Origin of the sequence: Pseudomonas sp. MWU347, from assembly GCF_017947305.1 — a bacterium.
GTDB classification, from domain to species: domain Bacteria; phylum Pseudomonadota; class Gammaproteobacteria; order Pseudomonadales; family Pseudomonadaceae; genus Aquipseudomonas; species Aquipseudomonas putida_A.
The window spans coordinates 479696-501654 of the sequence record NZ_JAFGZB010000002.1 but is presented as its reverse complement, the minus strand read 5'-3'; the positions used below and the strand labels follow the sequence as shown (position 1 = coordinate 501654).

At 59.1% G+C, this 21959-nt stretch carries 23 protein-coding genes; 11 read left to right on the top strand and 12 right to left on the bottom strand.

Annotation, left to right across the window (positions count from 1 at the left end; all coding sequences use genetic code 11):
• Window positions 1–140 precede the first annotated feature (140 nt).
• The gene (gene ompR, locus KCG87_RS05830; protein ID WP_003220637.1) at window positions 141–881 is read left to right on the top strand and encodes a two-component system response regulator OmpR; all 741 of its coding nucleotides are present in this window, start codon (window positions 141–143) and stop codon (window positions 879–881) included.
• Window positions 882–995: 114 nt separating this feature from the next.
• The gene (locus KCG87_RS05825) at window positions 996–2309 is read left to right on the top strand and encodes an ATP-binding protein (protein ID WP_027611205.1); all 1314 of its coding nucleotides are present in this window, start codon (window positions 996–998) and stop codon (window positions 2307–2309) included.
• Window positions 2310–2440: 131 nt separating this feature from the next.
• Here the strand turns inward: KCG87_RS05825 and rimK are convergent, their stop codons facing one another.
• Window positions 2441–3346, bottom strand: a complete 906-nt coding sequence (gene rimK, locus KCG87_RS05820) for a 30S ribosomal protein S6--L-glutamate ligase (protein WP_007949201.1) — start codon at window positions 3344–3346, stop codon at window positions 2441–2443.
• On the bottom strand, window positions 3343–3804 hold the full coding sequence (locus KCG87_RS05815) for an ATP-dependent zinc protease (protein ID WP_007964698.1): 462 nt from the start codon (window positions 3802–3804) through the stop codon (window positions 3343–3345). Before KCG87_RS05815 ends, rimK begins: the two co-directional genes overlap by 4 nt.
• A 234-nt stretch (window positions 3805–4038) precedes the next feature.
• Between KCG87_RS05815 and KCG87_RS05810 the strand changes: the two genes are divergently transcribed.
• The gene (locus KCG87_RS05810) at window positions 4039–4446 is read left to right on the top strand and encodes an RNA-binding S4 domain-containing protein (RefSeq protein ID WP_098966686.1); all 408 of its coding nucleotides are present in this window, start codon (window positions 4039–4041) and stop codon (window positions 4444–4446) included.
• Between the two features lie 166 nt (window positions 4447–4612).
• Here the strand turns inward: KCG87_RS05810 and KCG87_RS05805 are convergent, their stop codons facing one another.
• A complete protein-coding gene (locus KCG87_RS05805) occupies window positions 4613–5416 on the bottom strand; it encodes a phosphatase PAP2 family protein (RefSeq protein WP_210556843.1) in 804 nt (267 codons plus the stop codon).
• Window positions 5417–5521: 105 nt separating this feature from the next.
• On the opposite strand from KCG87_RS05805, the gene hslO reads away from it, so the two are divergent.
• Both hslO and KCG87_RS05795 read left to right on the top strand, forming a co-directional pair.
• The gene (gene hslO, locus KCG87_RS05800) at window positions 5522–6424 is read left to right on the top strand and encodes an Hsp33 family molecular chaperone HslO (RefSeq protein WP_098966688.1); all 903 of its coding nucleotides are present in this window, start codon (window positions 5522–5524) and stop codon (window positions 6422–6424) included.
• A 181-nt stretch (window positions 6425–6605) separates the two neighbouring features.
• Window positions 6606–8147, top strand: a complete 1542-nt coding sequence (locus KCG87_RS05795) for a phosphoenolpyruvate carboxykinase (RefSeq protein ID WP_027611209.1) — start codon at window positions 6606–6608, stop codon at window positions 8145–8147.
• A gap of 65 nt (window positions 8148–8212) precedes the next feature.
• On the opposite strand, the gene nadS is transcribed toward KCG87_RS05795, so the two are convergent.
• From nadS to KCG87_RS05770, 5 genes are all read right to left on the bottom strand, one after another.
• Window positions 8213–8500, bottom strand: coding sequence for a NadS family protein (nadS, locus tag KCG87_RS05790; protein WP_098966690.1), 288 nt, complete (start codon window positions 8498–8500; stop codon window positions 8213–8215).
• A 2-nt stretch (window positions 8501–8502) separates the two neighbouring features.
• Window positions 8503–8817 (bottom strand): type II toxin-antitoxin system RelE/ParE family toxin, encoded by a 315-nt coding sequence (locus KCG87_RS05785; RefSeq protein ID WP_011331970.1) that lies wholly within the window; start codon window positions 8815–8817, stop codon window positions 8503–8505.
• A 111-nt stretch (window positions 8818–8928) separates the two neighbouring features.
• A complete protein-coding gene (locus KCG87_RS05780; RefSeq protein WP_134785191.1) occupies window positions 8929–9228 on the bottom strand; it encodes a hypothetical protein in 300 nt (99 codons plus the stop codon).
• Window positions 9229–9575: 347 nt separating this feature from the next.
• Entirely contained in the window at window positions 9576–10718 is a 1143-nt protein-coding gene (locus tag KCG87_RS05775) for a hypothetical protein (protein WP_135294747.1), read from the bottom strand.
• A gap of 92 nt (window positions 10719–10810) precedes the next feature.
• Window positions 10811–11086: a hypothetical protein gene (locus tag KCG87_RS05770; protein ID WP_098966695.1), complete on the bottom strand. Its 276-nt coding sequence runs from the start codon at window positions 11084–11086 to the stop codon at window positions 10811–10813.
• Between the two features lie 302 nt (window positions 11087–11388).
• On the opposite strand from KCG87_RS05770, the gene KCG87_RS05765 reads away from it, so the two are divergent.
• From KCG87_RS05765 to KCG87_RS05750, 4 genes are all read left to right on the top strand, one after another.
• The gene (locus tag KCG87_RS05765; protein ID WP_098966697.1) at window positions 11389–11892 is read left to right on the top strand and encodes a polysaccharide deacetylase; all 504 of its coding nucleotides are present in this window, start codon (window positions 11389–11391) and stop codon (window positions 11890–11892) included.
• A 181-nt stretch (window positions 11893–12073) separates the two neighbouring features.
• Window positions 12074–14008 (top strand): ATP-dependent DNA helicase RecQ, encoded by a 1935-nt coding sequence (locus KCG87_RS05760; RefSeq protein ID WP_210556838.1) that lies wholly within the window; start codon window positions 12074–12076, stop codon window positions 14006–14008.
• A 142-nt stretch (window positions 14009–14150) separates the two neighbouring features.
• Window positions 14151–15374, top strand: a complete 1224-nt coding sequence (locus KCG87_RS05755; RefSeq protein ID WP_210556836.1) for a 3-hydroxyacyl-CoA dehydrogenase — start codon at window positions 14151–14153, stop codon at window positions 15372–15374.
• A 31-nt stretch (window positions 15375–15405) separates the two neighbouring features.
• Window positions 15406–15837 carry a thioesterase family protein gene (locus KCG87_RS05750; RefSeq protein WP_097086913.1) on the top strand — a complete coding sequence of 144 codons (432 nt, stop codon included), beginning with the start codon at window positions 15406–15408 and terminating at the stop codon, window positions 15835–15837.
• Between the two features lie 64 nt (window positions 15838–15901).
• On the opposite strand, the gene KCG87_RS05745 is transcribed toward KCG87_RS05750, so the two are convergent.
• The 3 genes from KCG87_RS05745 to fdhD all read right to left on the bottom strand — a co-directional run bounded on the left by KCG87_RS05745 (window position 15902) and on the right by fdhD (window position 19895).
• Entirely contained in the window at window positions 15902–16381 is a 480-nt protein-coding gene (locus KCG87_RS05745) for a glycine zipper domain-containing protein (protein WP_027611218.1), read from the bottom strand.
• A 329-nt stretch (window positions 16382–16710) separates the two neighbouring features.
• Window positions 16711–19059, bottom strand: coding sequence for an FdhF/YdeP family oxidoreductase (locus tag KCG87_RS05740; protein ID WP_210556834.1), 2349 nt, complete (start codon window positions 19057–19059; stop codon window positions 16711–16713).
• Window positions 19056–19895 carry a formate dehydrogenase accessory sulfurtransferase FdhD gene (gene fdhD / locus KCG87_RS05735; RefSeq protein ID WP_047600939.1) on the bottom strand — a complete coding sequence of 280 codons (840 nt, stop codon included), beginning with the start codon at window positions 19893–19895 and terminating at the stop codon, window positions 19056–19058. The genes KCG87_RS05740 and fdhD overlap by 4 nt, the downstream gene beginning before the upstream one ends.
• Window positions 19896–20083: 188 nt before the next feature.
• Between fdhD and lysM the strand changes: the two genes are divergently transcribed.
• Window positions 20084–20524 carry a peptidoglycan-binding protein LysM gene (gene lysM, locus KCG87_RS05730; RefSeq protein ID WP_098966705.1) on the top strand — a complete coding sequence of 147 codons (441 nt, stop codon included), beginning with the start codon at window positions 20084–20086 and terminating at the stop codon, window positions 20522–20524.
• Between the two features lie 112 nt (window positions 20525–20636).
• Here the strand turns inward: lysM and yrfG are convergent, their stop codons facing one another.
• Complete coding sequence (yrfG, locus tag KCG87_RS05725) at window positions 20637–21299, bottom strand: GMP/IMP nucleotidase (protein WP_135294752.1); 663 nt, start codon at window positions 21297–21299, stop codon at window positions 20637–20639.
• 88 nt (window positions 21300–21387) lie between these two features.
• Between yrfG and nudE the strand changes: the two genes are divergently transcribed.
• On the top strand, window positions 21388–21954 hold the full coding sequence (gene nudE, locus KCG87_RS05720) for an ADP compounds hydrolase NudE (RefSeq protein ID WP_047600934.1): 567 nt from the start codon (window positions 21388–21390) through the stop codon (window positions 21952–21954).
• Window positions 21955–21959 lie beyond the last annotated feature (5 nt).

Genomic DNA, 21959 nt, shown 5'->3' with positions numbered 1-21959 from the left:
GTTCTGTCATTCGGGGGTGTAGCAGTCTGTAGGTAGAAACCCCGGTTTTCTGGCAGTGAAGGAAAAATCTGCTAACAATGCACACGGTGCGTATAACGGCAGCTACGCCATAATGCGCGCCGAGCTAAAAGGAGCATCCAATGAGCAGCACTGCAAACAATGCTGAAGGCGAAAAAATTCTAATTGTTGACGACGATCCGGGGCTGAGCAGCCTGCTGGAACGTTTCTTCGTCAGCAAGGGCTACCGTGCCCGTGCCGTACCGAACACCGAGCAAATGGACCGTCTGCTGTCGCGTGAAGTGTTCAATCTGGTCGTCCTCGACCTGATGCTGCCGGGCGAAGACGGCCTGACCGCATGCCGTCGCCTGCGGGCGGCGAATAATCAGATTCCGATCATCATGCTCACCGCCAAGGGCGATGAGATGAGCCGCATCAAGGGCCTGGAACTGGGCGCCGATGACTATCTGGCCAAGCCGTTCAACCCGGACGAGCTGATGGCGCGGGTCAAAGCGGTTCTGCGTCGTCAGGCCGCACCGGTGCCGGGCGCGCCGGGCAGCGAAGACGAAAACGTCACCTTCGGTGATTACGTGCTGTCGCTGGCGACCCGCGAGCTGAAACGTGGCGAAGAAGTGCACATGCTCACCACCGGTGAGTTTGCGGTACTCAAGGCGCTGGTAATGAACGCGCGTCAGCCGCTGACCCGCGACAAACTGATGAACCTGGCCCGTGGTCGCGAGTGGGATGCCCTGGAGCGTTCCATCGACGTGCAGATTTCCCGTCTGCGCCGGATGATCGAACCGGATCCGTCGAAACCGCGCTACATCCAGACGGTCTGGGGCGTGGGCTACGTGTTCGTACCGGATGGCGCCGCCACCAAGTGATCGGCGATTTGTAGGAGCGGGTCTGCGCAGATCGGGTTGATCGACCCTCTACGCAGACTCGCAATCCGCAATATGCGAGCATGGCTCGCTCCTGCAAGTGTGTAACGGTTATCGATGAAAACCCCCGTCTGGTTCCCCCAAAGTTTTTTCTCCCGCACCCTGTGGCTGGTGCTCATCGTCGTGCTGTTTTCCAAGGCGCTGACCCTGGTTTATCTGTTGATGAACGAGGACGTGCTGGTGGATCGCCAATACAGCCACGGCGTCGCCCTGACGCTGCGCGCCTATTGGGCGGCCGATGAAGAAAATCGCGCAAAGATTGCCGATGCCGCAACCCTGATCCGGGTAGTCGGCGCCGGTGTACCGGAGGGCGAACAACACTGGCCTTACAGTGAAATCTATCAGCGGCAGATGCAGGCGGAGCTGGGCGCCGACACCGAAGTGCGTTTGCGCATGCACTCGCCGCCGGCGCTGTGGGTGCGTGCGCCAAGCCTCGGCGACGGTTGGCTGAAAGTGCCGCTGTACCCGCATCCGCTGCGCGGGCAGAAAATCTGGAACGTACTCGGCTGGTTCCTCGCCATCGGCTTGCTGTCCACCGCCTCGGCGTGGATTTTCGTCAGCCAGCTCAACCAGCCATTGAAACGTCTGGTATATGCCGCGCGGCAACTCGGTCAGGGTCGCAGCGTGCGCCTGCCGATCAGCGATACGCCCAGCGAGATGACCGAGGTGTATCGCGCCTTCAACCAGATGGCCGAAGACGTCGAGCAGGCCGGCCGTGAACGTGAGCTGATGCTGGCGGGGGTCTCCCATGATTTGCGCACGCCGCTGACCCGCTTGCGTCTGTCGCTGGAGCTGATGGGTGATCGCAACGATCTGACCGATGACATGGTGCGCGACATCGAAGACATGGACGCGATTCTCGATCAGTTCCTCGCGTTCATTCGCGACGGTCGTGACGAGTCGGTGGAGGAAGTGGACCTGAGCGATCTGGTGCGTGAGGTGGCCGCGCCGTACAACCAGAGCGAAGAGAAGGTGCGCTTGCGCCTGGAGCCGATCCAGCCGTTTCCGCTGCGTCGAGTGTCGATGAAACGCCTGCTGAACAACCTGATCGGCAACGCCCTGAACCATGCCGGTAGCGGCGTCGAGGTCGCGGCTTATGTGTCCGGTGACACCAGCGCGCCGTACGTGGTGTTGAGCGTGATGGACCGGGGGGCGGGGATCGATCCGTCGGAGCTTGAGGCGATCTTCAACCCGTTCACCCGTGGCGACCGTGCCCGGGGCGGGAAGGGTACCGGGCTGGGGTTGGCGATCGTGAAGCGGATTGCTTCGATGCATGGCGGCAATGTCGAGCTGCGCAACCGCTCCGGAGGCGGACTGGAAGCGCGGGTGCGGTTGCCATTGGGGTTGATGTTGCCGCGCGATGCGGTCTGACGATCGGGATATTCAGCGGGGCTGATGGCCCCTTCGCGAGCAAGCCCGCTCCCACAGGGGGAACGCATTCCAAAATGTGGGAGCGGGCTTGCTCGCGAAGGCGGCCTGTCAGCCGCCATATTTCCAACGGATCAACCTTTGCCTTTGGTCCGGGTCATGTTCGGCCCGCCATTCTTCTCAAGGTGTTCGATGATGATCCCCGCCACGTTCTTGCCGGTGGTGGTCTCGATCCCTTCCAGGCCCGGCGACGAGTTCACTTCCATCACCAGCGGCCCGTGGTTCGAACGCAGGATATCCACACCCGCCACGGCCAGCCCCATGACCTTGGCCGCGCGCAACGCGGTCATGCGTTCTTCCGGGGTGATCTTGATCAGGCTGGCGCTGCCGCCTCGGTGCAGGTTGGAGCGGAATTCCCCAGGCTTGGCCTGACGCTTCATCGCTGCGATCACCTTGTCGCCGACCACGAAGCAGCGGATGTCGGCACCGCCGGCTTCCTTGATGTATTCCTGGACCATGATGTTCTGCTTCAGGCCCATGAACGCCTCGATCACCGATTCGGCAGCCGTGGCGGTTTCGCACAGCACCACGCCGATGCCTTGGGTGCCTTCCAGCACCTTGATTACCAGCGGCGCGCCGTTGACCATGTCGATCAGGTCGGGAATGTCATCCGGCGAGTGAGCGAAACCGGTGACCGGCAGGCCGATGCCACGACGCGACAGCAGTTGCAGCGAACGCAATTTGTCCCGCGAGCGGGCGATGGCCACCGATTCGTTGAGCGGAAACACCCCCATCATTTCGAACTGGCGCAACACGGCGCAACCGTAGAACGTCACCGACGCACCGATCCGCGGGATTACCGCATCGAACCCTTCCAGCGGCTTGCCGCGATAGTGGATCTGCGGCTTGTGGCTGGCGATGTTCATGTAGGCGCGCAGGGTGTCGATCACCACCATTTCATGCCCGCGCTCGGTGCCGGCCTCGACCAGACGACGGGTGGAATACAGACGCGGATTCCGCGACAGCACAGCGATCTTCATGCAACACCTGTGGAGGAGGTAGATACCGGGAACACCGGCTTGTCTTGTACATATTTGATGCCCGGATTGACCACCAGTTGGCCATCGATCAGGGCTTTGGAACCGAGCAACAGGCGATAGCGCATGGACTTGCGGCAGGCGAGGGTGAACTCGACTGCCCAGACCCGATCACCGAGGGCCAGGGTGGTGCTGATCACATAGCGCACCTGCGCCTGGCCATTGGAGCTTTTAATGGTTTTGCGCGTCACCAGCGGCGCTTCGCAGCGCCGGTGACGCAACTGCACCACCGTGCCCAGGTGCGCGGTGAAACGCACCCACTTCTCGCCGTCGCGTTCGAACGGCTCGATGTCGGTGGCATGCAGGCTGGAGGTGCTGGCACCGGTGTCGATTTTCGCCCGCAGGCCGGCGACTCCCAGATCAGGGAGCGCCACCCACTCGCGCAGACCGACAACGGTCAAATGGTCAAATGTCTTCAAAGGTGCTCAACCGGCAGAAACCGCTCGGGCCGCGTGCGGCCGAATTCGCGGTATTCACGCAGAATAAGGGTTAAAAGGCGACAGATATCTACGGCCCGGATCGCCGACCCCTCAAGCAGGTGTCGGCAGGTGTGCATTGTAATCCGGGACGGGGTCATTCATGGCACGACAGAAACGGTAGTACAGTTCATCAATATTTCAGAATGAGGAAATTCCATGGCACAAAAAAGCGAAGAGGACGACAAGGTCCGTCTCGACAAGTGGTTGTGGGCGGCGCGCTTTTATAAAACCCGGGCCCTGGCCAAAGCGGCCATCGAGAGTGGCAAGGTGCATTGCCGAGGCGACCGCTGCAAGCCTGGCAAAGAGCCACGCATTGGCGATGAGTTCGAGATTCGTACCGGTTTTGAAGAGCGCACGGTGAGGGTCGAGGCCTTGTCGATCGTGCGTCGCGGCGCGCCCGAAGCGCAGACGCTGTATACCGAGACCGAGGCGAGTATTGCCAAACGTGAAGCGGCTGCGGCGATGCGCAAGGCCGGGGCGTTAGGTGTGAGTACCGACGGCAAACCGAGCAAGAAGCAGCGGCGGGATCTGTTTAAATTTCGTGGGAACAGCAATAGCGACTGACCGGCACGGCGCACCATTGTGGCGAGGAAGCTTGCTCCCGCTGGAGGCCGAAGGACTCCCAATCCAGTCGATCATGTATTTCAAAGTACAACCGAGTCGACTGGTTCAGTGACTGCTACGCAGTCAAGCGGGAGCAAGCTCCCTCACCACAGGTGTGTGCAAACTGTCAGTTCGCGGCAGACACCACACTCATCCGCGAAACCAGCGGCAGCTTGCCCAGCAAAGCGAAAATCGGCGCAGTCACCTTCAGCCAGAAGTCGGCGGCGTGATAGGCAAACGGCGTGTAGTAACCCCAGCCCAACGCCCACACCGCCAGCAGCATGCCGCCGATGTAATCGTCTTGGCCCCAATGCGCGCCGGCCACCAGACGTGGCAGCATGAACAGTAACGCCAGGCCCCAGACTGTCAGGAACTGGCCGACTGAGCGGCTAAACACGCCCATGTACAGCGCCCAGATCAGCAACACCGAAGCGTGGTCACCAGGGAAGCTCTGGCTCGAGCGATCCTTCAGCTCCCAGGCTTTTTCCAGATGCGGGAAATAGTCGCTCAGGTGCACCGCGCCTTCCAGCACCATCGATGGGCTGCTGTGCTGCCAGTCCATGTAGTCGGCGAATTTGGAAAACAGCGCGCGAATCACCACCATCAGCAGCAGAATCGAGAAAAAACCGAAGAAGGCGCGACGTACATCAATCGCCTTGAACACCCAGTCGCCCTTGATCAGCAGCGTCAGCAGAATCAGACCGACGACGATGTCGAACGGACGCAGACTTGCAATTGCCCAGATGTGGAGCCATATGGGGTTGCTGGCCAGTGGTGCATTGAGTGAGCGGAACAGCCACTCGTCGAAAATCACACACAGCATCTGGCCCGTAGGCCATAACCAGAAAGCCAGTAGTGCTAATGGCACTACGTTGCACAGAACCAGCCGGCCGAGGTTCCACCTTGATTGGAACAAACCCGGATTGTTCATAAAATGCCTCCCGTGGCTGAACGTTTTGCACCAAACAGGTGCGAAGAAAGCGCGGGATTTTCATCTTTTGTAACCTTTTTGTCATCAATTCAGATACCCAGACCTATGACCGACCTACCGGATACCGACTACACCCAACGCTTCATCTTCGATGACAGCGACACTCGCGGCGAACTGGTGGCGCTGGAACGCAGCTACGCCGAAGTCCTCGCCAAGCACCCGTACCCGGAGCCGGTCGCGCAGTTGCTGGGCGAACTGATGGCGGCCGCTTCGTTGCTGGTGGGCACCCTGAAGTTCGACGGCTTGCTGATTTTGCAGGCACGCTCCGAAGGGCCGATTCCGCTGCTGATGATCGAATGCTCCAGCGAGCGCGAGATCCGTGGTCTGGCGCGATACAACGCCGAGCAGATCGCTGCGGATGCCACGCTTGCCGACCTGATGCCGGGCGGTGACCTGACCCTGACCGTCGACCCGACGATCGGCCAGCGTTACCAGGGTATCGTCGACCTCGATGGTGAAACCCTGTCCGAGTGCTTCACCAATTATTTCGTCATGTCGCAACAGGTCGGCACCCGCTTCAAGCTGTTCGCCGACGGCCGCCGTGCTCGCGGAATGCTACTGCAGCAACTGCCGGCCGACCGCCTGAAAGACGAAGAAGAGCGCGCCGAAAGCTGGCAGCACATCACCGCCCTGGCCAGCACCCTGACCGCCGATGAATTGCTCAGCCTGGACAACGAAACCGTGCTGCATCGCCTCTACCACGAAGAGCAGGTGCGCCTGTTCGATGTGCAGAACCTGCGCTTCCGTTGCAGCTGCTCGCGGGAACGCTCGGGCAATGCGCTGGTCAGTCTGGGTCTGGAAGATGCGCAGGCACTGGTGGCTGAACGCGGCGGCGAAGTCGAGATCGATTGCCAGTTCTGCAACCAGCGTTACCTGTTCGATGCGGCCGATATTGCTCAATTGTTCGCTGGCGCAGGCGTCGACACGCCGTCAGATACCCGGCACTAAAACGGTTCAGCGCAGGTAAATTCACTGCGTAACGACGGAATTTCGCCGTTACGACGGGAGGACCCTACTCTTTTTGGGCTTTTCTGGCATAATCCGGCCCACTTTTTTCGCGGTAGTAGTGCACGACTTTCTACTACAAAACGTTTGGAGCACACTCGGCCACTGGCCGACGGGGAACCTCATGACGCAAGCCAATAACGCCGTGTACACCGATCTGAGTGTTGATGATCTGGTTAAAGAAGCCCTGCAACGCGGTGAGGGCGAGCTTGCCGATACCGGCGCTCTGGTAGTCCGCACCGGTCATCGCACCGGCCGTTCGCCAGTCGATCGTTTCATCGTTGAAGAGCCTTCCACCCAGGCCGCTATCGCCTGGGGCCCGATCAACCGCAAGTTCCCGGCCGACAAGTTCGACGCGCTGTGGGCTCGTGTCGAGGCGTTCAACAACGCGCAAGAGCACTTTGTTTCCCACGTGCATGTAGGTGCGGCTGAAGATCACTACCTGGCCGTGAAAATGACCACCCAGACTGCCTGGCAGAACCTGTTCGGTCGTTGCCTGTTCATCAACCCGGCCCAGTACAACCCGGCCGGTCGTGACGAGTGGCAAGTGCTCAACGTGGCCAACTTCGAGTGCGTGCCTGAGCGTGACGGCACCAACTCCGACGGTTGCGTGATCATCAACTTCGCGCAGAAGAAAGTGCTGATCGCCGGCATGCGTTACGCCGGTGAGATGAAGAAAGCCATGTTCTCCGTGCAGAACTTCCTGTTGCCGGCCGCTGACGTGCTGCCAATGCACTGCGCTGCCAACATCGGCGAAGAAGGCGACGTGACCCTGTTCTTCGGTCTGTCGGGCACCGGTAAAACCACCCTGTCCGCCGACGAGAGCCGTTACCTGATCGGTGACGACGAACACGGCTGGGGCGAAGGCGTGGTGTTCAACATCGAAGGCGGTTGCTATGCCAAGTGCATCGACCTGTCCGAGAAGAACGAGCCGGTCATCTGGAAAGCCATCAAGCACGGCGCAGTCCTGGAAAACGTGGTCATCGACGACGCCAAACACGCTGACTACGCCGATGTCAGCCTGACCCAGAACAGCCGCGCGGCCTACCCGCTGGAGCACGTTGCCAAGCGTTCCGAGAAGAACCTGGGCGGCGAGCCAAACGCGGTGATCTTCCTGACCTGCGACCTGACAGGCGTGTTGCCGCCAGTGTCGATCCTCAACGAAGAACAAGCGGCCTACCACTTCCTGTCCGGCTACACCGCGCTGGTGGGCTCGACTGAAATGGGTTCGGGCAGCGGCATCAAGTCGACCTTCTCCACCTGCTTCGGCGCACCGTTCTTCCCGCGTCCGGCTGGCGAATACGCAGAACTGCTGATCAAGCGCATCCGCGGCTTCGGCTCCAAGGTCTACCTGGTCAACACCGGCTGGACCGGCGGTGGCTACGGCGTCGGCAAACGCTTCAACATCCCGACCACCCGTGCGGTGATCGCAGCGATCCAGAGCGGCGCGCTGATCGGTGCTGCCACCGAGCACTTGGACACCATCAACCTCGACGTGCCACTGGCCGTACCGGGCGTTGAAACCAACCTGCTCAACCCACGCAACACCTGGGCTGACAAGGCTGCGTACGACGAAGCTGCCAAGGCGCTGGCCGGTCTGTTCATCGAGAACTTCAAGAAGTTCGAAGTGAGCGACGCGATCAAGGCTGCGGGTCCTAAGTTGTAAGGCTTAGTTCTGGTGAATAAAAAAGCCGCCTCTTAGGGGCGGCTTTTTTGTGGGTGTTCATTTTCTCAATGAGCCAATGCATTCAAAACATGAACCGGGTCGTTATGAATGGCCTTGAGCAAAGCTTTTGCCGGCCCGGTTGGCTCGCGACGGCCCTGTTCCCAATTTCGTAGAGTGCCGAGTTGGACGTCGATCAGTGCCGCAAATTTGGTCTGGGTCAAACCGGTAGCTTTACGAATTTCTTTGACCTGCAATGCATCAACGTGGAATTCGCGAGAAGGTGTGCGCTCGCCTCGTACGATCTCGTCCATCTCTTGCACACTTTCCATCAGCTCATCAAAAAACTTGCTCATGGTCATCTCCATTTTTCGATCAAGACCTTGAGTGCTTTACGCTCATCGCTGGACAGATCGTGTTGTTCATTTTTAGGGTAGATCATCAATAACCCGATTTGTGACGCCGAAACGAAGTGGTAGTAAATAACACGTGCTCCGCCTCGCTTGCCGTGTCCTTTCGCTGCGATTCGGGTTTTGCGAATCCCGCCTGTGCCTTCAATTACATCGCCAATCGAAGGGCTTACAACCAGTTGCTTCTGAAAAGCGGCGTACGTGTCATCATCCAGCAGCTCTTTTACTCGACGGGTAAAGATCCGAGTCTCAATAAAAATCATCGTAAATGTACGCCATTGGCTTACTTTTCAGCAATGCTGAAGTGATTTGAGTAGATGACTGGTAAGTGATCGTTCTCATGTCGAACATGGGAACGATCTGATCACTCAACCTTAGACTGGAGCTTTCCAGCCGAGCATCTGCTGCTGCGCGACCTGCAGCAGGTCACAGCCATCCTGCGTCAGCAGATAGAGGGCGTGGGTGATATGGGGGATGTCTTCGACGTCGGCTTGTTTGAAGCTGAGGCAGTAGAGGGTTTTCAGCAGGTCGCTGGAGGCGCGCAGGCGTTGGACGGCGCATTCGAGGATGTCTTGCGGGTTGGCCGTTGTGTCGATGATCAGGGGCTTGGTGTCGGTGAGGTTGGATTCGAGTGAGCGGTAGCGATCAGCGGGTAATTGATTCCATGTTTTCATTTTGTTGATCCTCAAATGCTTCAAGTGAAGCCACCACATCGTGACCAAGCGACAGGAGGCGACTGTGTTCGGGTTGGTCAACCGGTGAGGATCGTGCACAGACCCGGCACACCCGAAGGTGTCCCAAACACAGCCACCATAAAACTGCAGGCAATTGAGTGCCGGCAGCATACAGCGGACGCGTCTTCACGATCCATTCAGGTGACCAAGCCCGAGCCGCTGATTTGCCAGCGACAGTCACGACTATAGATTTGTGACCTCAAGCCGCGATAGGCGACAAAGAGTCGTGGCATGTAGGAACGGGATGAAGATCTCATCGGGCGTTCCTACCGATCTTTCTTCGTTTTTCAACGTAAATGCTGATACGCCGAAATATCCAGCAAGCTGGTTGCCAGGCCGGTTGCCGGCTTGTAGATCTCGCCCTTCACGCTGGTGAACGGTACACCTTTGCTGCCCAGCGAAACGTAGCGCTCGCCTTGGTCCAGCTCGGTGAAGTAGGTGTAGGAATGTTTGTGCATCAGTGTGTATTTGGCTTCGTCGCGTGCGATGCCGTTGGTGAGGTTTTCCAGATCGACCTGGGTCAGATTCAACGTTTTTTGCAGTTGCACGCCCCAGCGTTTGAGGCAGGTTTCGGCGAGGTGGCGCACGATGCGTCCGGGCTCGGACAGCGCTTTCAGATCACTGGCACCGGTCGGGACGCCGCCGCTGCTGGTGGCATTGCCGGCCATGGTGGCGTGGCGGCCAGCCATAGGATAGATGTAGGTTTTAGTGCCGGTAGCGGTCTGTGGGATGACGCAGCTGAAACCTTTGGAGCGTTCGTCACGAGCATAGAACGCTACATACTCTTTGACATTGCCCGCGAGTTTGACGCGCTCTTCCTGAAAGTTACCAATGCCTGGCACGGGATCAAGAGCGAAGATATTGACCGGGATGTTTTTCAGCAGACTGTCCTTGAACATTGCATTGGCCAACATATGGCAACTGATGCCGCCCCGGCTCCAACCGACGAGATTGACTTGAGTCGGAATAACACCATCCTTGCGGTGGGTTTTGATGATTCCTTCCTGTAATTGCTGCTGGGTAATGCTGCGATTACCGTAATTATATTTGCGCCAGAACCAGGAACCCTCGACTTTTACATCTTCGATCGGAATGCCGGCAGCTTTCAGGCGATTGTATTCGGCTTCAGTCAGTTGCTCGCGTTGCCAGTCGCATTTGCCCTTGATGATATTGAGCGCGTGCAACACGTTTTCTTCCCAGCCCTTGCCGAACAAGGTGCCGCTCATGCCGTATTCCTTGGTCTTGGTAAATAGATCGTCGGCCTGCATGTTGCCGCTGCCGGGGCCATCGACCACGATCCACTCGGCAAACTCGTAACCCGTATGATTGGCAGCCAAGGTGGAAATCAGTTCGCCGTTCCAGAAGTTTTCGTGGGTGACGTCGAATTTATTGGAACCAGTTCCGCAAAAAAAAATAGTTAAAACAGTCATTGTGTTGCTCTCGGTTAAAGTAAGAGTCAACAACTTAGGTCTTTTTTGGCTGTTTATTAAAGCATTCTGTTGTTTCTGGATTTTAGTTGTTTTCAGTGTCGGTCTGGTTGTTGGGGTTTATGTTTTGCTACTTCGAGCAAGTCACAGCCATCCTGCACTAATAAATAAAGAGCATTGACGATGTTAGGTATATCTTTCACGTCGGCCTGTTTGAAACATAAACAGTAAAGGGTTTCCAGCAGATCGCTGGCGGCACGCAGTCGCTGGTCAGCGGCATCAAGCAGATCGCGATGGCTGGAGTGAGTATCGATGACCAATACGGGGTTTTCGTTGTAGCAAGTCTTCAAAGGGCGATAGCGGGTAATCATGGTGAGGCTTGTCCTTTACAAAGGCACTCGGGCGGGGCTGATTCAGTGGTCAGTCGCGCCGGCCACTATAGAAGTGCGTGGCGAGCACTCACAAGAGCGCCGCAATGGACGCCGTTCGTAGGGGATTTTCCGAGGGCCGGGCATATGCCCTACAAGGTTTTGCGGTTTTTTCGGGGTGAAACCCCTAGCGCAGAAATTTCCCACAGGATTCACAGGCGTTTCTTGGCAGATCTATGTATGGTGCGCGCCAGAATCTGTAGGACGTTTCCAAACGTCCGATACGCGCTTAAAGGGAATTGAGTATGCAGTGGCTACGTATCGCCTCGATTTTATTGCTGTGGGCCAGTGGTTGCCGTTTGGCCATGGCGTCTGATGCCGGCAACGGCTGGATGTTTGCCGACCTCGAACGCACCGGTTGGCCCGATGCGCTCTCCAGCCAGACTGGCATCGATACCGCCTCGCGCGCCGAGGTGTTGATGTTCGGCAGGGCCTTGCTCGCCAGTGAAGCGCTGGACGAGGCAGGGCTGGAGCAGCGACTGGGTGTGCCGCATGTGCAGCTCAAGTCGATCAGGCAGGTGCGTGACGGTCTGTGGGATCGTTTGCTGAGCACCTATCGCAACGCCAGCGTTGACTGTGACGGGCAGCCGTTCTGCCCGCGCGTGCGCAGTGTTGCGGAACTGCGGCAATTGGCGGCGGCCTTCACCGGTGACATCAGCCCGGCTCATGCGTTGTGGGCGAGCAAGAGCCAGGGCGTGCATGAGCAGGTGTTGAACGAGCAACTGCGAGTGGCGGTTTTGCGGCCCTGAACGGGTAAGTTTGTATCGCTGTTTTGTGCCCCTTCGCGAGCAGGCTCGCTCCTGCAGTGGACCGAGTTGTCTGCGCTATTGGCTGTATCATCCCGTATTGAATTGACCCCGGCCTTTTCTCGACTCGCTGCGATCGCCCGCTAGGCTGTTGGCATCACAGCGGTCAACGGAGTGACAGCGCATGCACAACACCCTGGAACAGGTTTTCGGTTATCCACAGTTTCGACCCGGGCAGGAAGCTGCGATCAGCGCGGTACTGGCGGGACGTTCAGCGGCAGCGATTTTTCCCACCGGATCCGGCAAGTCGCTGTGCTATCAAGTGCCGGCACTGTTGCTGCCACATCTGACCCTGGTGGTCTCGCCACTGTTGGCGTTGATGCAGGATCAACTGGCATTCCTCAAGCGTCACGGCATCAGTGCCGGCAGCATCGATTCGGCACAAAGCCGCGATGACGCCAATGATGTGATGGCCCGCGCCCGTTCGGGTGAATTGAAGATCCTGATGATCTCGGTGGAGCGCCTGAAGAACGAGCGTTTTCGCAATTTTTTGCAGCAGGTGCCGATCTCGCTGCTGGTGATTGACGAGGCGCACTGCATCTCGGAGTGGGGCCACAACTTCCGCCCCGACTACCTGAAACTGCCGGACTATCAACGCCAGTTCAACATCCCGCAAACCCTGCTGCTGACGGCCACGGCGACGCCGAAAGTCATCGCCGACATGCAAGCCAAATTCGCCATCGCCGCCGAAGATGTGGTGACCACCGGTTTCTATCGCCCCAACCTCAATCTGCTGGTGGAACCGGTGCGTGGCCAGGACAAGCGCCGGCGGCTGGTGGAGTGGATGAGCGAGCGCGCGAGCCAGCCGAGCATCGTCTACGTCACGCTGCAGAAAACCGCCGAGCACATCGCCGAGCATCTGGGGCGCAACGGCATACAGGCCGAGGCCTATCACGCCGGGTTGCCCAACGATCAGCGCGAGGCGATCCAGAAGCGCTTCATGGCCGGACAGTCCAATTGCATTGTCGCGACCATTGCCTTTGGTATGGGCATCGATAAAAGCGACATCCGCAACGTGGTGCATTTCGACCTGCCGAAATCCATCGAGAACTACAGTCAGGAAATCGGTCGCGCCGGGCGGGACGGGGAGCCATCGGATTGCCTGGTGCTGGCCAACCGCGACAGCCTCAACGTGCTGGAAAATTTCGTCTACGGCGATACCCCGGAGCGCGAGGGGATACGTTGTGTGCTGGAGGAAATGCAGGCTGCCGCAGCTGAAGGGCAGTGGGAGTTTCTGCTCGGGCCGTTGGCGGATCAGAGCAACATTCGCACGCTGCCGCTGAAGACGTTGTTGGTGCAAATGGAGCTGCGCGGCCTGATTGCTCCGCGCTATGCCTATTACGCCGAGTACCGTTTCAAATACCTGCTGGAGCCGGAAGCGTTGCTTGAGCGTTTCGAGGGAGAGCGCAGGGAGTTTGTCGCGGCCATCATTCACACCTCCAGCCGCGCACGTACCTGGGCCACGGTGAATTTCGAGGCGATGTACACGCAGTATTCGGCTGAGCGCAATCGGGTGGTGACGGCGCTGGATTATTTTCAGGAGAAGGGCTGGGTCGAGCTTGAGAGCAAGCAGATGACCGAGGTCTACAACGTGCTGCACAGCGATTTCGACAGCGCTGTGCTGAGCGCCGAGTTGCACGAGTACTTCACCCGGCATGAACAGACTGAAGTCGCGCGGATTCACGCCATGCTCGAACTGTTCGCCACTGAGCGCTGCCTGGGTTATCGCTTGGCCGAGTACTTCGGCGACCACAATGCGCCCGAGCACTGCGGGCACTGTTCGGTGTGCCACGGTGATGTCGCGCGGCTTCCGGCACCTCCCGAGTTGCCAGCGCTTGTGGATAAAAATTTTGCGGCGTTGTGCGGTGATTTTATCCACAGGCACGAACAGCACACCGGCCATGTGCCGACGGCGGAGCGCCTGACGCGTTTTCTGTGCGGGATCAGCGTGCCGCTGTTTACCAAGTTGAAGGCGCGGACGATCTCGGGGTATGCGGCGCTGGAGCAGTATCCGTACGCGGAAGTCCGCAGTTGGGCTGACAATCATCTGCTCGAGTAAATACAAACCCTGTGGGAGCGTGTGATGCCATGGCGGCCTGTATCCATGCGCTGAATGTCGCTCATCACGGTAATAAACTTCAAAAACGCCCGGTGCCTGACTATGGTGAAGGCTGTCTTCGGATCGCCAACAAGAGAACAACATGAGCCAGACATCCATCGATATTCAGCAAGCTGCCGTGATCGGCGCGGGCACCATGGGCCGCGGTATTGTCATGTGCCTGGCCAATGCCGGCATCGCCGTGCAGTGGGTCGATAACAATCCACAGATGCTCGAACAGGCGCTGGGCACCGTGGCGCAGACTTATGCACACAACGTGCGCCAGGGCCGGATCGATCAGGTCGAAGCGGATGCACGTCTTGCCCGGATCAGCGCGGCGGCGGATTATGCGGCGATCCGTAATGTCGATCTGGTGATTGAAGCGGTGTACGAAAATATTGAGCTCAAGCAGAAGATCTTTCGTGAACTGGACAGCGTGCTCAAGCCTGCGGCGTTGTTGGCGAGCAACACATCGGCACTGGATATTGATGCGATTGCCGCTGCGACAAAACGTCCATCGCAAGTGCTCGGTCTGCATTTCTTCAGCCCCGCGCACATCATGAAACTGCTGGAAATCGTTCGCGGGGCGCAGACTTCACCGGCGGTATTGGAAGCCGCACTGACTCTGGGCAAGCGCATGGGCAAGGTCAGTGTGGTGTCGGGCAATTGCCACGGTTTTATCGGCAACCGGATGTTGCATCCGTATGTGCTGGAGGCGCGCAAGATGCTGCTCGAGGGCGCTTATCCACAGCAGGTCGATACGGTTTTGCAGGGCTTCGGTTTCGCCATGGGACCGTTCCGCATGTATGACGTCGTGGGCATCGATCTGGAATGGCGCGCGCGCGAATTGGCCGGCAAGGGGCAGGATGCGCCAGAGGTTCAGGTCGACAACCGTTTATGCGAACTGGGGCGTTTCGGGCAGAAGTCCGGCAACGGTTACTACCACTACGAGCCGGGCAGTCGTCAGGCAGAGCATGATCCCGAGGTCGATGCGCTGATATTGAGCGTCAGCGAAGGCCTCGGCTTTCAGCGCCGGGAGATTGGGTCCGAGGAAATCCTCGAACGCTGCCTTCTGGCGCTGGTCAACGAGGGCGCGAAAATTCTGCAGGAAGGCATTGCCGAATCGGCGCATGACATCGATCAGGTGTACCTAAATGGCTACGGCTTCCCGGCGGACAGAGGCGGCCCGATGGCCTGGGCGGACGATCAGGGGCTGGCGGACATTCACAAGCGCTTGCTGGCGCTGGAGACGCGACAGGGCGATCAATGGCGGCCGGCGCCACTGATTGGCGAGCTGGCGGCGCGAGGCAAAGGTTTTTACCTTTAGACTGGACAGATAACTCAAGGAGTCGATACCGATGTCCAGCACCATGGCGCAACGCGCCGATTACCCGCATTTCCAGCCGATCACCACCCGCTGGCACGACAACGATGCTTATGGCCACATCAACAACGTCACCTACTACAGCTTTTTCGATACTGCCGTGAACACTTACCTGATTCAGGTCGGTGGCCTGGATATCCACGACGGCGAGGTAGTGGGTTTTGTCGTGAGTTCATCTTGCGATTATTTCGCCTCGATCGCTTTCCCGGATCTGATCGAGATCGGTCTGCGGGTCGGCAAGCTGGGTAACAGTTCGGTGCAATATGAACTGGCGGTGTTCAAGGTCGGTGAAAGCGAGGCGTGTGCGGCGGGGCGTTTTGTCCATGTATTCGTGGACCGGACGAGCAATCAGCCGGTGCCGATTCCAGGCAGATTGCGTGACGCGCTGGAGCGTCTGGTGGTTTGAACCAGAGCAAAAAAAATCGCAGCCCTTGGGCTGCGATTTTTGCTTTCGCGCTTAACGCAACGGATTAGTCGCGATAGTAGCGGTGATGCTTGCGGTGGCCATAAGCGTGGCCACGGCCAGGGTGACGGTCGCGATAGTAGCGACGGTCGTCACGGCCGCGATCGTAATGACGACCCTCGTCATTGCTCTGGTTACCCATGTAGTTGCCCAGCGCGCCACCGGCTCCGCCACCTGCTGCGGCACCGATCAGGCTGCCGGTGGTGCCGCCCATGCTGCGGCCGACCACGTTACCGCCAGCTGCGCCCAACGCACCGCCAATGGCCGCTTCGCCACGGCTGTGTTTGTTGGCGCCGACCGCGCTACCACCCGCGCCGCCCAGGGCTGCGCCAATGGTTGAACCTGTGCTGCCGCCTAAAGACTGACCGACGACCGAGCCAAGAACCCCGCCCAATGCGCCGCCCACACCTGCTTCGGTGGTGCCTCCGGCAGAAGCGAAGCCACTGACCAGGCCAAGGGACAACAAGAGAATCGAGGAGAACTTCATAGAGGAGCCTCAAAGGGATGACGGCGCCGATCCTGAGGCTGTGTAACAAGGCTGACAATCGAAATCCGACGAATAACACGACTTGTATACAATTATGCAAGTTGCTGTTTTGTATGCGGAACTTAAGCGATTTTCGCCGGTCTTTAGCTACTTCGGACAGGCCGCTTTTGAGAAAAAGCGGCCTTTTTTGTGGGCGTTGGAAGGGTGCAGGGTACAAAGATTTTTGTTGAATGTGCCACCGCTTTCGCGAGCAAGCCCGCTCCCACATTTGAAATGCATTCCAATGTGGGAGCGGGCTTGCTCGCGAAGGGGTCAGTCCAGGCAACGCTTTACGCAGATTTGGCCATGATCAACCCAGTCTCGCTTGCTGCCTCCAGCCGGATCGCAATGAACTTCGATGTCGGCGTATGGCTGCCATCCCCGGTGCTTTCCAGCGGCACCAGCGGATTCACTTCCGGGTAATAAGCCGCGGCCTGCCCCGCCGGAATATCAAACGCCAGCAAGGTAAAGCCCTTCACCCGACGCTCACGGCCATCGTCCCAGATCGACACGATGTCGGCCTTCTGTCCCGGGCGGAAGCCCAGACGAATGATGTCGGCCTCGTTGGCGAACAACACATCGCGCTGGCCCTTGACCCCACGGTAACGGTCGTCGAGGCCATAGATCGTGGTGTTGTACTGATCGTGGGAGCGCATCGATTGCAGGATCAGATCCGGCAGTTGCCCGGTGGCGCGGGTACGCTCGTGCACCAGATCCTTGGGCAGCATGTTTGCGCGGAAATTGGCCCGGCCCGACGGGGTGTTCCACTTGCGTGCACCGGCACTGTTGCCGAGGTAGAAACCGCCCGGGTTCTTGACCTTTTCGTTGAAGTCCTTGAAGCCCGGAATGGTATCGGCGATCAGGTCGCGGATGCGCCGGTAATCGGCCACCAGCCAGTTCCAGTCCACCGGTTTGCTGCCCAGCGTGGCGGCGGCGATGCCGGCGATGATCGCCGGTTCCGAGCGCATCTGGTTCGACAGCGGCTGCAGCTGGCCATTTGAGGCATGGACCATACTGAACGAGTCCTCCACGGTGACCGCTTGCGGGCCTTCGGCCTGGATATCGATGTCGGTTCGACCCAGGCACGGCAGGATCAGTGCGTCTTTACCGTGGGCCAGGTGGCTGCGGTTGAGCTTGGTGCTGATCTGCACGGTCAGGTCGCAATTGCTCAGCGCCGCGAAGGTGCGCGGGCTGTCCGGCGTGGCCTGGGCAAAGTTGCCGCCCAGACCGATGAAGACCTTGGCGCGGCCCTCGGCCATGGCGTGGATCGCCTCGACCACGTTGTGCCCGTTGTCACGCGGTACCTTGAACTGGAAGCGCCGCTCGAGAGAGTCGAGGAACGCCACCGGCGGACGCTCGTTGATGCCCATGGTGCGGTCGCCCTGCACGTTACTGTGACCGCGCACCGGACACAGGCCGGCGCCCGGCTTGCCGACGTTGCCGCGCAGCAACATCAGGTTGGCGATTTCCTGGATGGTCGGCACCGAATGGCGATGCTGAGTGATACCCATCGCCCAGCACATGATGACGTTCTTGCCTTTGGCGTACATGCGCGCCGCTTGCTCGATCTCCACCAGAGTCAGGCCGGACTGCGCGACGATCTGCTCCCACGGCGTGTCATCGACCACGCCGAGATACTCCAGCACGTTGGCGCTGTGCGCATTGAGGAAGTCATGATCGAACACTGCCGGCGTGCCGGCCTTCTGCGCATCGCGCTCCCACTGCAAGAGGAACTTGGCCATGCCGCGCAGCACCGCCATGTCGCCGCCCAGTGCCGGACGGAAGTACGCGGTGTTGGTCGGCTTGTCGCCGTTGGTGAGCATTTCGATCGGGTGCTGCGGGTGCTGGAAACGTTCCAGGCCACGTTCTTTCAGCGGGTTGATGCACACTACTTGCGCGCCGCGCTTCACCGCTTCACGCAGGGGTTCGAGCATCCGCGGATGGTTGGTGCCGGGGTTCTGGCCCCAGACGAAAATCGCGTCGGCGTGTTCGAAGTCGTCGAAAGTCACGGTGCCTTTGCCGACGCCAACGCTCTGCGCCAACGCCACACCGCTGGCCTCGTGGCACATGTTTGAGCAGTCGGGGAAGTTGTTGGTGCCGTAGGCGCGCACGAACAGCTGATACAGGTACGCCGCTTCGTTGCTGGCACGGCCCGAGGTGTAGAACTCGGCTTGATCCGGACTCGACAGCGCTTGCAGGTGTTTGCCGATCATTGCAAAGGCATCGTCCCAGGCGATGGGTTTGTAGCGGTCGGTCTCGGCGTCGTAGACCATCGGCTCGGTCAGGCGGCCCTGGTATTCAAGCCAGTAGTCGCTCTGCTCCAGCAACGAAGTGACGCTGTGTTTGGCGAAGAACTTGCCGTCCACCCGGCGTTTCGTCGCTTCCCAGTTCACCGCTTTGGCGCCGTTCTCGCAGAACTTGACCATGCCGCTCTCCGGCGAATCGCCCCAGGCGCAGCCCGGGCAGTCGAAGCCGCCGTTCTGGTTGGTCTTGAGCATCATGCGCAGGTTTTTCAACGCGTTGTCGCTGGTCAACCAGGCTTGGGCCACGCTGATCAGCGCACCCCAGCCGCCGGCTGCACCTTTGTAAGGTTTGTAGCGCGGGACAGGTTTCTGGTCGGCTTGATGATGTTGGCTCACGCTTGATTCTCCATCGCTGGGCTGTAGACCCGCGGCGCATTCTTCTGCGGCAGGTGGATGAGATTGAGGTTGTGGCGACGGGCCCATTGCACGGCAAGGCCCGTGGGCGCGGACAGGCTGACCAGAGTCTGGATGCCGGCGCGTAAAACTTTCTGGATCAATTCGAGACTGCAACGGCTGGTGACAATCGCCAGACCGCCTTCTGTGGAAATCTTCTGGCGGATCAGCCCGCCGATCAGTTTGTCGAGGGCGTTGTGCCGGCCGATGTCTTCACGGCCCAGCAACAGTTCACCGCTGGCGTTCATGAACACCGCCGCGTGGACCGCGCCGCAGTGCTGACCGAGCGGCTGGAACGCGCCGATGCGCTGGCGCAGACCGTCGAGCCAGGCAGCGGGCGGCAACGGTGCGCCGGGCAACACCTTGAGGTCAGGCAAGGCCTGTTCCACCGCCTCGACGCCGCACAGCCCGCAACCGCTGGTGCCGGCCAGTTGTCGGCGCTGTTGCTTGAGGTTCCAGAACGCGCGGTTGGCGATGGTCACCTGCGCGTATTGCGCCGAGCCCGCGCCGGTCAGTTGCAGGTCATAAATGTCGCTGGCGTCTTCGATGATGCCGCTGCCAAGGCTGAAACCGACGATGAAATCTTCCAGATCCGTCGGCGTCACCAGCATCACCGCCTGACTGATGCCGTTGTAGGCGATCGCCAACGCGACTTCCTCGGCGAGCGCGGTGCTGGCCGATTCCACGAGGGGCAGATCGCTGTAGCTGTAGGTCTGGCTGGCGGCGGGCGCGGGCGTTTCGAGTGCAGGCGCCGCGCAAGTTGGGCGCTTGGCGTTCATGGCATCACCGACGGATTGATCAACGCTAAGACTAGGCGCGGCAACTTGTCGCGTCTAATCGGTACTGTCGATCTATTGATAGATGGCGTCGATCAAGCGGCTGCCGGGTCATTGGTCGGCCCGGAACCGGGTTGGTCTGGTGTGGTCTAGGCTTGGACGTCTGGAATCCCAATCAAGGAGTGTGCGCTATGAGTCTGTTGAGCTTTGTGAAAGAAGCCGGTGAAAAGCTGATCGACCTGCTGACCCCGGGTAATGCCAATGCCAGCGAGCAGTTGAAGGAACATATCGACAAGGTCGGTCTGGGCAACCCAAATGTTCAGGCGACTGTGGACGGCGACAAAGTCACGGTTAAGGGTGAAGTCGCGAGTCAGGAGGAGAAAGAAAAAATTCTTCTGACTTTGGGCAACATTGCCGGGATTGGCAGTGTTGACGACCAGATTACGGTGACAGGGCCAGTAGTGGTGGCTGCGGAATTTGTCGAGGTGAAGGCAGGTGACACGCTCAGTGCGATCTCTCTGCGGGTTTATGGCAATGCCAACCAGTACCAGAAAATCTTCGACGCCAACAAACCGATGCTCAAGGATGTGAACAAGATCTATCCGGGCCAGAAGCTTCGTATTCCGAAGTAATAACCACGCTGTGGCGAGGGAGCTTGCTCCCGTTCGGCTGCGCAGCAGTCGTGAACATTTGGGACAGCTTCACGGCCCATCGGGAGCAAGCTCCCTCGCCACAGTGATGTTGCTAGAGTCCCCGAATCAAATCGCGGTAGTCTTCAACCGCCGCAAACTCGGCGGTGTCCTTCGGCCCCTTGCGACTGTCCGGCTCTTTCACCGCCAACAAATGCGTCACGCCAAATTCCCGCGCACTACGCAGAATCGGCAACGTATCGTCGATGAAAAGACTGCGTGCCGGATCAAAATCGATATCCGCCTGCAAGGCATCCCAGAACTGCGGGTTCTCCTTGGGATAACCGTAATCGTGGGAGCTGATCAGCCGCTCGAAGTACGGCGCCAGTTCGATCCGTTCCAGTTTCAGTGAGAGGGAATCGCGGTGGGCGTTGGTGATCATGATCACCCGTTTGCCGGCTTTTTTGATCGCCTGCAGAAAGGTGTCTGCATCCGGGCGCAGCGCGATCAGGTGCGCGGTTTCCAGTTTGAGTTCACGCACCGAGAGCTTCAGTTCGGCACTCCAGAAATCCAGGCAGTACCACTGCAGTTGCCCGGCATGGCGCTCGAACAGCGGCTGCAACTCCATGTCGGCCATGGCCCGGCTCACCCCGTGCAGTTCGGCGTAGCGTTGCGGCAGGTGTTCCAGCCAGAAATGGTTGTCGAAGTGCAGATCCAGCAACGTACCGTCCATGTCCAGCAGGACGGTATCGATGTCAGACCACGGTAAAGAAGGCATGGCAACGTCTCGAGCGGTAGAAAGATATCCGACACAAACAATCGGGAAAGCCGCGTTATAGTAGCGCGTTCACGCCAAGGAGCTTTGCATGCGCCAGAAACCCACTGTACTCGCCCGCGAGATTGTCGCCACCAGTCGTCTGTTTTGCGTCGAAGAACTGAAGCTGCGTTTTTCCAATGGCGTGGAACGCACTTACGAGCGTCTGGTCGGCAAAGGCGCGGGTTATGGCGCGGTGATGATTGTGGCGATGCTCGACAGCGAACACGCGGTGCTGGTCGAGGAATACTGCGGCGGCACTGACGAGTACGAACTGTCCCTGCCCAAAGGCTTGATCGAGCCGGGTGAAGATGTGCTGGCAGCGGCCGAGCGCGAACTCAAGGAGGAGGCCGGTTTCGGCGCGCGCCAGCTGGAACATCTGACCGAGTTGTCGCTGTCGCCCGGTTACATGAGCCAGAAGATCCAGGTGGTGTTGGCCACCGATTTGTACGAGGAGCGTCTGGAGGGCGACGAGCCGGAGCCGATGCGCGTCGACAAGGTCAACCTGCGTGAACTGGCGGCGCTGGCGCAAAACCCGCAGTTTACCGAAGGCCGTGCCCTGGCGGCGCTGTATCTGGCGCGTGATCTGCTGACGCAGCGCGGGTTCTTTCAGTCATGAGTGAG

Bases quoted from the DNA above. Each gene is read 5' to 3' on its own strand.
- ompR (WP_003220637.1), top strand. From the start codon at position 141: ATGAGCAGCACTGCAAACAATGCTGAAGGCGAAAAAATTCTAATTGTT.
- KCG87_RS05825 (WP_027611205.1), top strand. From the start codon at position 996: ATGAAAACCCCCGTCTGGTTCCCCCAAAGTTTTTTCTCCCGCACCCTG.
- rimK (WP_007949201.1), bottom strand. From the start codon at position 3,346: ATGAAGATCGCTGTGCTGTCGCGGAATCCGCGTCTGTATTCCACCCGT.
- KCG87_RS05810 (WP_098966686.1), top strand. From the start codon at position 4,039: ATGGCACAAAAAAGCGAAGAGGACGACAAGGTCCGTCTCGACAAGTGG.
- KCG87_RS05805 (WP_210556843.1), bottom strand. From the start codon at position 5,416: ATGAACAATCCGGGTTTGTTCCAATCAAGGTGGAACCTCGGCCGGCTG.
- hslO (WP_098966688.1), top strand. From the start codon at position 5,522: ATGACCGACCTACCGGATACCGACTACACCCAACGCTTCATCTTCGAT.
- KCG87_RS05795 (WP_027611209.1), top strand. From the start codon at position 6,606: ATGACGCAAGCCAATAACGCCGTGTACACCGATCTGAGTGTTGATGAT.
- nadS (WP_098966690.1), bottom strand. From the start codon at position 8,500: ATGAGCAAGTTTTTTGATGAGCTGATGGAAAGTGTGCAAGAGATGGAC.
- KCG87_RS05785 (WP_011331970.1), bottom strand. From the start codon at position 8,817: ATGATTTTTATTGAGACTCGGATCTTTACCCGTCGAGTAAAAGAGCTG.
- KCG87_RS05780 (WP_134785191.1), bottom strand. From the start codon at position 9,228: ATGAAAACATGGAATCAATTACCCGCTGATCGCTACCGCTCACTCGAA.
- KCG87_RS05775 (WP_135294747.1), bottom strand. From the start codon at position 10,718: ATGACTGTTTTAACTATTTTTTTTTGCGGAACTGGTTCCAATAAATTC.
- KCG87_RS05770 (WP_098966695.1), bottom strand. From the start codon at position 11,086: ATGATTACCCGCTATCGCCCTTTGAAGACTTGCTACAACGAAAACCCC.
- KCG87_RS05765 (WP_098966697.1), top strand. From the start codon at position 11,389: ATGCAGTGGCTACGTATCGCCTCGATTTTATTGCTGTGGGCCAGTGGT.
- KCG87_RS05760 (WP_210556838.1), top strand. From the start codon at position 12,074: ATGCACAACACCCTGGAACAGGTTTTCGGTTATCCACAGTTTCGACCC.
- KCG87_RS05755 (WP_210556836.1), top strand. From the start codon at position 14,151: ATGAGCCAGACATCCATCGATATTCAGCAAGCTGCCGTGATCGGCGCG.
- KCG87_RS05750 (WP_097086913.1), top strand. From the start codon at position 15,406: ATGTCCAGCACCATGGCGCAACGCGCCGATTACCCGCATTTCCAGCCG.
- KCG87_RS05745 (WP_027611218.1), bottom strand. From the start codon at position 16,381: ATGAAGTTCTCCTCGATTCTCTTGTTGTCCCTTGGCCTGGTCAGTGGC.
- fdhD (WP_047600939.1), bottom strand. From the start codon at position 19,895: ATGAACGCCAAGCGCCCAACTTGCGCGGCGCCTGCACTCGAAACGCCC.
- lysM (WP_098966705.1), top strand. From the start codon at position 20,084: ATGAGTCTGTTGAGCTTTGTGAAAGAAGCCGGTGAAAAGCTGATCGAC.
- yrfG (WP_135294752.1), bottom strand. From the start codon at position 21,299: ATGCCTTCTTTACCGTGGTCTGACATCGATACCGTCCTGCTGGACATG.
- nudE (WP_047600934.1), top strand. From the start codon at position 21,388: ATGCGCCAGAAACCCACTGTACTCGCCCGCGAGATTGTCGCCACCAGT.